This window comes from Dietzia papillomatosis NBRC 105045 (assembly GCF_001570845.1).
Classification (GTDB): domain Bacteria; phylum Actinomycetota; class Actinomycetes; order Mycobacteriales; family Mycobacteriaceae; genus Dietzia; species Dietzia cinnamea.
In genome coordinates this window covers 1-10,971 of sequence record NZ_BCSL01000064.1, presented here as the reverse complement: position 1 = coordinate 10,971, position 10,971 = coordinate 1, and the positions used below count along the sequence as shown (strand labels likewise).

The 10,971-nt window shown below is 71.1% G+C and carries 12 protein-coding genes and 1 pseudogene; 6 read left to right on the top strand and 7 right to left on the bottom strand.

Annotated features, from left to right (window positions below):
* The 3 genes from DPA01S_RS17100 to DPA01S_RS15050 all read left to right on the top strand — a co-directional run.
* The coding region (locus DPA01S_RS17100) for an alpha/beta hydrolase domain-containing protein (protein WP_269747528.1) at positions 1–345 on the top strand (345 nt) is incomplete at its 5' end.
* Between the two features lie 159 nt (positions 346–504).
* Positions 505–747 carry a hypothetical protein gene (locus tag DPA01S_RS15055; protein ID WP_061229870.1) on the top strand — a complete coding sequence of 81 codons (243 nt, stop codon included), beginning with the start codon at positions 505–507 and terminating at the stop codon, positions 745–747.
* Entirely contained in the window at positions 744–1,220 is a 477-nt protein-coding gene (locus DPA01S_RS15050; RefSeq protein WP_061229869.1) for a BLUF domain-containing protein, read from the top strand. The genes DPA01S_RS15055 and DPA01S_RS15050 overlap by 4 nt, the downstream gene beginning before the upstream one ends.
* A gap of 39 nt (positions 1,221–1,259) precedes the next feature.
* Here the strand turns inward: DPA01S_RS15050 and DPA01S_RS15045 are convergent, their stop codons facing one another.
* From DPA01S_RS15045 to DPA01S_RS15015, 7 genes and pseudogenes are all read right to left on the bottom strand, one after another.
* The gene (locus tag DPA01S_RS15045; protein WP_061229868.1) at positions 1,260–1,637 is read right to left on the bottom strand and encodes a hypothetical protein; all 378 of its coding nucleotides are present in this window, start codon (positions 1,635–1,637) and stop codon (positions 1,260–1,262) included.
* A 36-nt stretch (positions 1,638–1,673) separates the two neighbouring features.
* Complete coding sequence (locus DPA01S_RS15040; protein ID WP_061229867.1) at positions 1,674–2,372, bottom strand: lysoplasmalogenase family protein; 699 nt, start codon at positions 2,370–2,372, stop codon at positions 1,674–1,676.
* Positions 2,373–2,450: 78 nt separating this feature from the next.
* A complete protein-coding gene (locus DPA01S_RS15035; protein ID WP_153038689.1) occupies positions 2,451–3,848 on the bottom strand; it encodes an MFS transporter in 1,398 nt (465 codons plus the stop codon).
* Complete coding sequence (locus DPA01S_RS15030) at positions 3,848–4,315, bottom strand: MarR family winged helix-turn-helix transcriptional regulator (protein WP_082767843.1); 468 nt, start codon at positions 4,313–4,315, stop codon at positions 3,848–3,850. The genes DPA01S_RS15035 and DPA01S_RS15030 overlap by 1 nt, the downstream gene beginning before the upstream one ends.
* Before the next feature lie 134 nt (positions 4,316–4,449).
* Positions 4,450–5,796, bottom strand: a complete 1,347-nt coding sequence (locus DPA01S_RS15025; RefSeq protein WP_232303195.1) for a lipase family protein — start codon at positions 5,794–5,796, stop codon at positions 4,450–4,452.
* A gap of 218 nt (positions 5,797–6,014) precedes the next feature.
* Positions 6,015–7,234, bottom strand: a pseudogene (locus tag DPA01S_RS16560) (DUF2254 domain-containing protein).
* A 36-nt stretch (positions 7,235–7,270) separates the two neighbouring features.
* Positions 7,271–7,696 carry a ChaB family protein gene (locus tag DPA01S_RS15015; RefSeq protein ID WP_061229864.1) on the bottom strand — a complete coding sequence of 142 codons (426 nt, stop codon included), beginning with the start codon at positions 7,694–7,696 and terminating at the stop codon, positions 7,271–7,273.
* A gap of 223 nt (positions 7,697–7,919) precedes the next feature.
* Here DPA01S_RS15015 and DPA01S_RS15010 point away from each other — a divergent pair, with 223 nt between their 5' ends.
* The 3 genes from DPA01S_RS15010 to DPA01S_RS15000 are packed head-to-tail and all read left to right on the top strand — an operon-like array spanning position 7,920 to position 10,848.
* Positions 7,920–8,207 (top strand): metal-sensitive transcriptional regulator, encoded by a 288-nt coding sequence (locus DPA01S_RS15010; protein ID WP_061229863.1) that lies wholly within the window; start codon positions 7,920–7,922, stop codon positions 8,205–8,207.
* Between the two features lie 38 nt (positions 8,208–8,245).
* Complete coding sequence (locus DPA01S_RS15005; RefSeq protein ID WP_061229862.1) at positions 8,246–8,458, top strand: heavy-metal-associated domain-containing protein; 213 nt, start codon at positions 8,246–8,248, stop codon at positions 8,456–8,458.
* A 5-nt stretch (positions 8,459–8,463) separates the two neighbouring features.
* Positions 8,464–10,848 (top strand): heavy metal translocating P-type ATPase, encoded by a 2,385-nt coding sequence (locus DPA01S_RS15000; RefSeq protein WP_061229861.1) that lies wholly within the window; start codon positions 8,464–8,466, stop codon positions 10,846–10,848.
* The last annotated feature ends 123 nt before the right edge of the window (positions 10,849–10,971 follow it).

Sequence of the window (10,971 nt, the reverse complement as noted above, 5' to 3'; positions counted from 1 at the left end):
GGGGGAGCGCGCCCGCCGGTCGCGCCGCCGGTGGAGTACGACGACGACGAGGTGGTCCCCGGTGACCTGGGCATCGGCCGCGGTGGCGTGAGGACCCCGGCCGTGGAGGCGCCGGTCGAGAGGTTGGTCGGTGCGCCCTATCCGCACTCCGCGCCCTTCTGTATGTTGCTCGGTCGCACCGAGGTGGTTCCGGACGAGCAGTTGCGCCAGCGGTGGTCGGACCGCGACGAGTACCTGCGGGCCTACACCGAGGCCACCGACCGGCTCATCGAGGAGGGCTTCCTGCTGGCGGATGACCGCGAGGAGGTCCTCGCCGACGCCCGCCCGGAGCGCATCACCTGGTGAGAGGAGTCGGCACGGGCCGCCTGGCTGAAATCAGAGGCCTGCTCGCACGTCTGCCGGTGGCGGCGTCGGCTGGCCCCTGACACACTGGGCCGCTTGTGGTGAAAGCCGGTCCCCGAGGTCCGCGCGAAGGCCACTCGCGATGCGAATGAAGAGGCGGTAATGAGTCAGGAAAGCAACGGCGACCACGACGACGATGTCCGCTGGTCGCAGGTGGAGGATGCGTTCTTCGTCGGTAGCCACCGGGGGAATTTCGTGGGTTATATCGATCAGACGTCGGACGGCACGTTCAGGAAGTTCGACGAGATGTCGCAACCGCGAGGTGAGGCCCGCACACTGGAGAGGTCGATGACGTGCCTGAACGACCTGTACTTCGCCACTGCTCCCGCCGGGGACGACCGATGACGGCGGGCGCGGGTGTGGGAGAGACAGACCGGGCTGAGACGCTGAAGTATCTGGTGTACAGCAGTGTGGCCTCGCGGCCGATGGACCCCGCCGACCTGGAGGCGATCCTGTACACGGCGCGACGGCGCAACCGGGACGCCGGGATCACCGGATTGCTCTTGTACCGCAACGACACCTTCATCCAGTTCCTGGAGGGACCGCCCGCCGAGATCGATTCCCTGATGGAGGACATCTCCGCTGACGACAGGCACGACCGACTGCAGGTCCTGGTCGTGGAGCAGACGTCCCGGCGCAGCTTCGGTGACTGGAAGATGGGTTTCGGGATGCCCAAGGAGACCCGCCCCACGGGTGTCGACGGTGTCCGCGACAGTTTCGACGATCTGACCAGCGGCTCGAGCTACGACGAGGTCCGTCGGGCTGCCGAGGACTTCTCGATCTGGTTCAAGGTCAAGGAGCGCGCCATCTCCTACTGAATCGACCGGGGCCGGAGTCGGACCCAGCCGTGTGTCGCTTCAGCGAGTCCTGCGGGCACGTGGCGTCACCAGGAGCCACAGCCCGATGCCAGCGATGGTGAGTCCGACTGCCGCGATGGCTGACGGCCCCCACTCGATAACGCGCTCGGAATGCTCGAGGCCTGACTGCGGGCCGTCGACGAGGGTGGCGTCGCACCGGCTCGCCACGAGTCCGGCCCACTCGGTTCTGTAGTCCCAGTGCGTCAGCTGCGTGGCACCGTTCTCGAGCATCGACAGTCGGAACGTGCAGGACTCCATCGGCGAGTTGAGCAGGAACGCGGCGACGTAGAGGGCGAGGCCGACGACAACGCCCGCCAGAGCGGACGCCCGGCTGGCCGCTCGTCGGGGACGGACGAACGGGATTCTGCTGGCGGGCACGGCGCACCTGTTCGATAGCGGGGGATGTGGCAGCGGTCAACGTATCGTGTCGCTGCCTCTGCGGGGGCGAGATGACCTCTCCGGCGGGGGCGTGCGCTCCGGCGAGCGCGTCAGCAGGATGATCACCACGAACAGTGCCTGCGCTGCGACGTAGGTGGCCGTCACCAGCAGGTCGCACTGGGGCCAGTCGACGAGGTCGGGGCGGAAGGCGCCCAGGGCGATGAGCCCGTCGGACAGCACGAACAGTGCACCCCCGAACCCGCCGACCCAGCCGTGGCTCGCCGCCAGCCACGCCACCGCGAGCAGCAGCAGCCCGTAGACCACCACGGCCGGCGCGAGCACACCCGCCTCCGGCACCGTCACCGCCAGCAACGCGACCGCGACCACGACCAGCAGCAGCGTCCACGCCATGGGCGAGCGGCCCCGCTCGACGCGGGTGAACGCCACGATCCACAGCACCTGGGCCACCGCGAACCCGCCCACCATCGCGAGGAACTCCGCGTCCTCCGGCACGAGCCGGGGCAGTGAGTCGCCCACCCAGCTCGCGGCCAGTGCGCCGAGCGCCCAGGGCCAGGCTGGCCCGCGGTCGTCGCGCGGCAGCACCAGTAACACCAGCGCGAGCGCGGGCATGAGCAGGACCTGCGACCACGCGCCCGCGGTCGCAGACCCCGCCGCCAGCGCGGCCAGGTGAACCACGGTGACGATGACGATGGGGAGCCAGCTCAGCGCGCGCATGCTCCGAACGGTATCGCGGGCGAAGGCGGACGGCGGGGCGTCGGGTGGGCTCGTCGTCGTCGCCCCTCTCCCCGGGCGTTACCCCGTACGCCGGCGGGACAGCACGGCGTGGGCCACCAACGCCGCCATCACCACCGCACAACACACCACGCCCACGCCGAACGCCATGGTGATGCCCTCGTCCGTCGAGTACGTGGAGCCGGACGGGTGGGCGGCGAGGACCGCCGCCGACAGCGCCGCACCGACCGCGCCACCCGCCGTGCGCAGGACCTGATTGAAGCTCACAGCGCTGCCCAGCTGGTCCACGGCGACGCTGCGGGCGATGAGCGCCGGCATCGCCGCGTGCCCGGAACCGATGCCGGCGCCGAAGAGGAACATGCCGATCGCCAGGGTCCAGAAGTCGCTGTGCCGAAGCCACAGCAGCACAGACGCCACCGTCATCACGGCGGCGCCGACCGGCAGGAACACCGCCATGTCGAACCGCCGGGACAGGGCCCGGACGGTGCGGTTGGCGACGAGGCTGCCCACCGACAGCGGCGCCATCATGAAACCCGCCCACATCAGCGGCACCGCGAGGCCGAAACCCGTCTCACGCGGAGCCTGCGCCACCAGGCTCGCGATGGACAGGCCGATGTACATCGCGGTGCCCAGGCCGATGGCGGTGGCGTTGGCCAGCAGGACCTCCGGCCGGCGGACCACCCGCAGATTCACCAGGGGGTACAGGGTGCGAATACTGTGCACCACCCAGAAGAACAGCGAATACAGGGCAACCACCAGGACCACCAGTGAGGTGGCGGAGGTCCACCCCCACGTCTGCGACTCGGAGATCCACAGCAGCAGCGCCGCCAGGCCCGTGCCCAGGAGAAGCGCTCCGGTCGTGTCGAACGGGGTGCGGGGCGCCAGCGGATCGGGGCCCGCCGGCACGAATCGCCAGACCCCGGCCGCGGCGGTGACGACGAAGAGGGCGGCGAACGCGAATGCTGCCCGCAGGTCGAACGACGCCGCGAGGATGCCGGTGAGCGGATAGCCCAGCCCCATGCCCACCGAGACCGTGACCGACAGCGTGGAGATGGTCGGCTGGGACGCGGTGAACGTGAGATGCCGGCGGGCGAGGGCGATCGTGATGGGCACCGTGCCGTACAGCAGGCCCTGCAGGGCGCGGCCGATGAGGAAGACGGCGAAATTCGGCGCGAGCGTGGCCACGACCGACCCGACGCAGATGACGCTCAGGCTGGCGAGGAGGAGTCGCCGCGTGTGCGGGCCGTCGGCGAGGCGGCCCATGATCGGGGTGGCGACCGCGCCGACCAGCAGGTTGATGGTGAGCATCCACTGCGCCGTGCTCACCGGGACACCGAACTCCGCGGCCACCGACGGCACCAGCAGCATGCCCAACGAGCTCACGACCGAACTGGTCAGGGCGGCGTAGACGAGGGACTGGGTGAACCAGCGGGGCGCCGGCCGGCGATACGGCGCGATCACCGCTCGGTCCCGGCGCCCAGGCGGCGGAGCAGGGGGATCGCGGCGGCGAGGGTGGCGCGTTCGTCGGCATGAAGTTGGCCGGCGACGGCGTCGACAAGCCAGTCCTGGCCGGCGGCGCGCTCGGCGGTCAGCCGGTCGCGCCCGGCGTCGGTCAGTGCGAGGAGTGTGCGGCGACCGTCAGACGGGTCGGGGGTCCGCGAGACCAGGCCGAGATCCTGGAGCTCTCTCACGGCGTTCGCCACGGCCTGGTGGCTGATCCGCTCGAGACCGGCGAGGTCGGTGGCGGTCAGGGGCCCGCGCTGCTCGAGGTGGAACAGGATCCCGGTCTTGCCCATCGACAGTGTCTTGTGGGCGCTGAGCCGGCGCCACAGCGGGCGCAGTGCCTCGCGGAGGTCGGTGGCGAGCGTGACGGCGTCGGGTTCGGTGGGACCGCCCGGGGCCCGAGACGCGGTGGGGTCCGGCATGCGCCAACTCTACAACTAGATTGCGCAAGCTGCTTGCGGGGTCTCTTCGATGGCGGGCAGTGGCCAGAACGGGGACGGCGTAGGACTGCGAGGTGTGCGGGCCGGGGCGGGGGTCGGCGGAACCGAGGTCGAGGTCAGTAGGTTCCGCAGTTGCTGGGCGCCGGCAGCCCGTTGATGCGGTCGTCGAGGTAGCGCAGATTCCCGTCCAGCCCGGTGATCATGGGCGCGGCATGGCCGATCACGAGGCCGGGTGCCATCGCGGGCATCGGGTCGATGACCATGTCGACCGTGGCGCCCTGGGCGCACCAGTCGCGACCGAGCTGCTGCGACTGGTGGCCGGGGACGACATCGTCGTTCACGGGGGAGACGATCCGCACCGGGGTGGTGGGCTTCAGCCGCCCCACCCGCTGCATCTCCAGGTACTTCATGGCCACCGGGTCCTCGCGGACGATCTCCACGGCGGGTCGGCCGGTCTTGGTGTAGTTGGCGGTGCGGTGCTGGAAGAACTGGACCGCGGTCTCGCCGATGCACTGGTCGGCGGTCGAGGTCAGCATCGCCTGGCCACCGTCGGTGAGGTGGACGTCCATCCGCTCCTTCAGTTCGGGGTAGGCGTCGGAGAGGCTGTTGAGGGCGTAGCCGATCACGCCGGCGATGGCGGACCCGTCGGCCTGGTCGAGCGTGGCCAGCAGATCGGCCGGTGGCGAGCCCGCGGCGGTCCCGACCAGGTCGATCTCTGGCGCGTACTCCGGATGTAGCTCGGCCGCGGCCGCCACCGCCCCGCCACCCTGCGAGTACCCGGAGAACACTGTGCGCGGGTTCGGGCCGGTGTCCGAACCGGGGACGGACGGAGCGACGCGGGCGAGGTCGAGCACGGCGCGGGCCTGGGCCTCGCGGTGCACATACGAGTGGAGGCCGGGCGTGCCCAGTCCCTCGAAGTCGGTCACGGCCACCGCGTACCCGCGGGCCAGCAGGGCGTAGGCCTGGATGATCTCGTAGCCGAACCCGACACCGGGCGGATCCGTCTGGACGCTGGCCACGTTCTGGAAGGTCTTCGACGGCGCGCAGTGGTCCGCCTGCCCCTGCGTGCCCGGCGCGATCACGGCGAGCGGTCGCGAACCGGCGCCGGCCCAGGGGGCCCGTGGCTGCAGGTAGGTGCCGGTCACGGCGATGTGCTGGCCCCGGGAGCCGACGGAGGTGTACATGATTCGCTGCGCGTCCGTCGACATAGGGCCGGCGCCGTCGGTGAGTGCCTCCGCGCCGGGAATGTCCGGGAGGGCGCCGGCGAGCGGGAACGCCTCCGTCTTGATCAGGGCGCCGCTGCCGTTGGGGAGGTCGGCCGGCGGCTGATAGAACGCGGGCGCCGGGGCGTTGGACGACCCCTGCGCTGACGCGGCAGGGGCGACGAGGGCCCCTCCGGCGACGGTGGTGGTGATGGCGGCGGCGAATGCGGCGGCGCGCAGCGCTGTGCGTCGAGGTGTCACGGTCCCCCCGGACTCATATGGCGTAGATCACGAATAAGCGGAGCCTAGTCGGAATTCGCCCGCCGCGGTGAGGTGTCGTGGGAGGGCGGGTCGGTGAAGACCCCGGGGCAGCGTGGAACGGCGGACGGGGCCCGGCGTTCGCGCCGCGCCCGGTGGCGCTCCCACCAACGGCTGGTGTGGATCACCACGTAACCACCGGCGCGGACTCGCCTCGGCGGCTACCGGCTGTGACCTGCGGGGTCGGTCTCGTCGGAGGACAGCGCCTGCAGCCGCTCCAGATCCTTCGGGTGGATCCCCGGCTGCCGCGCCACCATCTCGAGGGTGATATGCATCTGCTTCTCGAGGGCCCCGGCGCGATCCGAGCACCCCTCCTCGTGAACGTGGGCGATGAGCATGCGAAGGACCCGCAGCAACGTCGCCACGACTTCGGGCTGGTCGAGGCAGCTCTGGCGTATCTGGTCGAAGGCGTGCTCGACGAACTCGTCGGGGTGCAGATTCCACGGTTGGAGGAGTGCCCGCCCCTGCTCGTCCCGGATCGCCAGCGGTGCCGGCGGGGAGGTGAGGACCTTGCGCATGAGAGTGCCCAACCGGAGCAGGATCTCCACGGCCGTGGTCGGGTCGTTGATCGCAGGACTCAGTGCTCGAAGGCCGATGTCGACGAGCTGCCGGATGGCGAAGTCGACGTCCTGGAGCATCGTCCGCGCGGCGGCGACGTCGATCGCTTCCGCCAGGGCGTGCTCCGTGCGCCGGGCCTGGGCCGGGTGCACGGTGAACAGGGGCTCGCCCTCGTGGATGTAGGCACCGACCCTGGTTTCCATGCGGATCGTGGTGCCCGGGTCCACGGATCTGAGCATCTGGCCGATGTCCACCTGGCTGACCCAGCCGCTGCGTCGAGCCGGGACCGCGGAGGCGTCCTCGGGTACGGATGCTCGCGGGGGTCCACTTCGTGCAGGTCGGCGGGAGTGCGAGCGACCGCCTCGACGACGGAGCGTCCCTCTACCGAGATCGCCCGCGCGAGGTTGCCCACCTGCAGTCCGCGCGCGAGGTGGTCGAGGTGGGCGATGATCCCCACCACCGTGACAACCGTGAGGACGACCGCGAGGCTCACGGAGATCCGCGGGGCGGGCGCCGTCGCCTCACCGTTGATGCTCGGCAGGATGAGCACGCAGTAGAAGAACGTGCCGACCAGCAGGCCGATGACGCCCTGACTGAGGCGGTCGCGGATGAACGAGCGCATCACCCGTGGTGAGAACTGGCCGCTGGCCAGCTGGAGGCTGACCACGATGAGGGAGAAGACCACTCCGACCGTGGTGATCATCGCCCCCGCGACGGTCGCGACCAGCCAGGTGGCGGCGTTGCTGCTCATCGCCAGTGTCAGCGGGACCTCCGCCTCATCGCCCACGAGATCGTCGACGGCGGTGGCCGCGATCGCGAGCATGACCCCGCCGAACATCGCGGGGAATCGCGGGATCTCTCACTTCTCGCGGCTCTTCCTGGTCTCCTTGTCGTTGGCCTTGCGGAGCGCGTCGACGAGCTCGTCCTTCGTCATGTCCGAGCGGCCGGGGATGTCGAGCTTCTGTGCCTGCTCGTAGAGATGGTCCTTGGTCGCGTTGGCGTCGACGCCGCCCTCGGACCTCCCGGACGGGTTCGGGCCCCCGCTCTCCGACCTCGGATCCGACGGACCCGAGGAATCCTTGGGCTCCCAGTGGTCGCCGACCTTCTCGTGCGTGTGCTTCACCGCGCCCCAGGCGGTGCGAGCCACACGGGACTCGCTGCTGTATTCCTCCTCGGCGGAGTCGTAGGCCTTGGCGAACGTGTCCTTGGCCTTCTGGTCGCTGCGCTGGAGGGTCGAGGGCAGTTCGCTCTCCTTGGCGTGGCCGTCCTTGCCGGTCTTGGGCATGTCGTCTCCTCGGTGGTCGCTCGGTCGCTCGATGTGTCGATACCCGTGCCTCCGGGTTCAGGCGGCGTGATCCGACCGGGTGGTCGTCATGGCGGCCATTCCTTTCTCGACGGGTCGACAACGGAACCGCGGTTGCTGATGACCATAGGAAGGGCTGCGGGAGAAAGACACCGGTCGGCCGCCGCCCTTGCGGCGCATACCCTAGGGGGGTACCGTATGTGCCATGGCCGAGCACGGATACACCCCCCACAAGGACGACCTCCTCAAGCGGCTTCGCCGCGTCGAGGGACAGGCCCGGGGGTTGCAGCGGATGGTCGAGGAGGACAAGTACTGCATCGACATCCTCACGCAGATCTCCGCCATGACCCGCGCCCTGCAGTCCGTCTCGTTGGGCCTGCTTGAGGAGCACCTCGGCCACTGCGTCGCCGGCGCCATCGAGCACGGCGGCCCCGAGGCCGAGGCCAAGCTCGCCGAGGCGAACGCCGCCATCGCACGCCTGGTCCGGTCCTGAGACCGCGCCCCACCCATACGCCTGAAAGAAGGAACACCATGTCCGCCACCGCCACCTACACCGTCTCCGGCATGACCTGCGGCCACTGCGTCGCGTCCGTGAAGGAGGAGGTCTCCGAGATCTCCGGCGTCACGGAGGTCGAGGTCGATCTGGAGTCCGGTCGCCTCGTCGTCGTCTCCTCCGACCCGGTCGATCCCGCGGCGGTCCGCGCCGCCGTGGACGAGGCCGGGTACACACTCACGGAGGCCTGACCGCGATGACCGCGAGCGACTCCACCCGGACCTCCGCCACCGACTCCCCGCGCGCCACCGGCGCGGCGCCCGCCACGACGTTCGTAGAGCTGCAGATCGAGGGCATGACCTGCGCGTCGTGCGCGAACCGGATCGAGCGCAAGCTCAACAAACTCGACGACGTCACCGCCGAGGTCAACTACGCCACCGAGAAGGCGCGCGTGGAGATCGCCGACGGGATCGAGCCGCAGCTCCTGCTGGACACCGTCGAGCAGGCCGGCTACCACGCGCGGCTGCCGCGCCCTCGCAACACCGAGCCCCGGACCCCGGCACCCACCGCCACGGACAGTGCCGCCGCCGACGCCGGCCGTACCGTCGGCAGCGCGCACAACCAGACCGACGATGCCGCCGGCCCCGACCGGGTCGACGACCTGCGCCGCCGCGTCATCATCTCGGCCATCCTGTCGATCCCCGTCATAGCGATGGCCATGGTCCCGGCGCTGCAGTTCACCCACTGGCAGTGGCTGAGCCTCACCCTCGCCGCGCCGGTCGTGGTGTGGGGCGCGTGGCCGTTCCACCGCGCGGCCGCGATCAATCTGCGCCATGGCGCGTTCACCATGGACACGCTCGTCTCGCTGGGCACGTCGGCGGCGTTCCTGTGGTCGTTGTACGCCCTGTTCTTCGGTCACGCCGGCATGCCCGGCATGACGCACGGGTTCGAGTTCAGCCTCTCGCCCAGCGACGGCGCGGGCGACATCTACCTCGAGGCCGCCGCGGGCGTGACCACGTTCATCCTGCTCGGCCGCTACTTCGAGGCCCGGTCCAAGCGCTCGGCCGGCGCGGCGCTCCGGTCGCTGCTCGAGCTGGGCGCCAAGGACGTCGCCGTGCTGCGCGGCGGGGTCGAGACGCGCATCCCGGTGGACGCGTTGCAGGTCGGCGAGGAGTTCGTCGTGCGGCCCGGCGAGAAGATCGCCACCGATGGTGAGATCGTCGACGGCGCCTCCGCGGTCGACACCTCCATGGTGACCGGCGAGTCCGTGCCCGCCGAGGTCGGTCCGGGCGACGCGGTGGTGGGCGGCACCGTCAACGCCAGCGGTCGCCTCATCGTGCGCGCGACCCGCGTGGGCGCCGACACCCAGCTCGCGCAGATGGCGCGGATGGTCGAGGACGCCCAGTCGGGCAAGGCCGCCGCGCAGCGCCTGGCCGACCGCATCTCGGGCGTGTTCGTGCCCATCGTGTTGGTGCTGGCCGCGGGCACGTTCGCGTACTGGATGCTCACCGGGGGCGGCGCGTCGATGGCGTTCACCGCGGCCGTGGCGGTGCTCATCATCGCCTGCCCGTGCGCGCTCGGCCTGGCCACGCCGATGGCGCTCATGGTGGGCACCGGCCGCGGCGCGCAGCTGGGCATCCTCATCAAGGGCCCCGAGGTGCTCGAGTCCACCCGCCGCGTCGACACCATCGTCCTGGACAAGACCGGCACCGTCACCACCGGTCAGCACGCGCTGGTCTCTACAGCCGTCGCGGATGGTGAGGTGCGCGCCGAGGTGCTGCGCCGCGCAGGTGCCGTGGAGGACGCGTCCGAGCATCCCATCGCCCGCGCGATCGCCGCCGGCGCGCGCGAGGAGGTCGGCGCGCTGCCGGCCGTCGAGGGCTTCCGGAACCACGAGGGCCTGGGCGTATCGGGCCGGGTGGGTGACGACGACGAGGTGGTCGTCGTCGGTCGGCCCGCGCTACTGGCCGAGCGGGGCATGCCGCTGCCGCACGAGCTCGAGGCGGCCTTCACCGAGGCCGCGCAGGCCGGCCGCACGGCGGTCGCAGCGGGCTGGGGCGGGAGGGCCCGCGGGGTCCTCGTGGTGGCCGATCAGATCAAGGACACCTCCGCCGAGGCCATCCGCCGCTTCCGGGACCTCGGTCTCACGCCGATCCTGCTCACCGGCGACAACGCCGCCGTGGCCGCCTCGGTGGCCGCCGAGGTCGGGATCGATCCCGGCCCGGAGACGGTCATCGCCGAGGTCATGCCCGCGGAGAAGGTCGAGGTGGTCCGCCGCCTGCAGTCCGAGGGCCGGGCCGTGGCGATGGTGGGCGACGGCGTCAACGACGCGGCCGCCCTCGCCACCGCCGACCTGGGTCTGGCGATCGGCACCGGCACGGACGCGGCGATCGAGGCCTCCGACATCACGCTGGTCCGCGGCGACCTGCGCTCGGCGGCCGACGCGATCCGCCTGTCGCGGCGCACGCTGGGCACCATCCGGGGCAACCTGTTCTGGGCGTTCGCCTACAACGTCGCGGCGCTGCCGCTGGCCGCTGCCGGACTGCTCAACCCGATGATCGCGGGCGCGGCGATGGCGTTCTCCTCGGTGTTCGTGGTGGCGAACAGCCTGCGCCTGCGGAGGTTCCGGGCCGCCGTCTGACCGGCTCGGCTGGGGCCCTCCCGGCCCAGCCCGTTTCCTGGCCGAGCCGCCTCCCGGCCAGCCCCTCCCGGCCCAGCCCCCTCCCGGCCGCCCCCTCCCGAATCCGCTACCCCGCGTCGGGAT

Coding starts and splice junctions, on each gene's coding strand:
- DPA01S_RS15055 (WP_061229870.1), top strand. CDS start 505: ATGAGTCAGGAAAGCAACGGCGACCACGACGACGATGTCCGCTGGTCG.
- DPA01S_RS15050 (WP_061229869.1), top strand. CDS start 744: ATGACGGCGGGCGCGGGTGTGGGAGAGACAGACCGGGCTGAGACGCTG.
- DPA01S_RS15040 (WP_061229867.1), bottom strand. CDS start 2,372: ATGCGCGCGCTGAGCTGGCTCCCCATCGTCATCGTCACCGTGGTTCAC.
- DPA01S_RS15030 (WP_082767843.1), bottom strand. CDS start 4,315: ATGCCGGACCCCACCGCGTCTCGGGCCCCGGGCGGTCCCACCGAACCC.
- DPA01S_RS15015 (WP_061229864.1), bottom strand. CDS start 7,696: ATGCCCAAGACCGGCAAGGACGGCCACGCCAAGGAGAGCGAACTGCCC.
- DPA01S_RS15010 (WP_061229863.1), top strand. CDS start 7,920: ATGGCCGAGCACGGATACACCCCCCACAAGGACGACCTCCTCAAGCGG.
- DPA01S_RS15005 (WP_061229862.1), top strand. CDS start 8,246: ATGTCCGCCACCGCCACCTACACCGTCTCCGGCATGACCTGCGGCCAC.
- DPA01S_RS15000 (WP_061229861.1), top strand. CDS start 8,464: ATGACCGCGAGCGACTCCACCCGGACCTCCGCCACCGACTCCCCGCGC.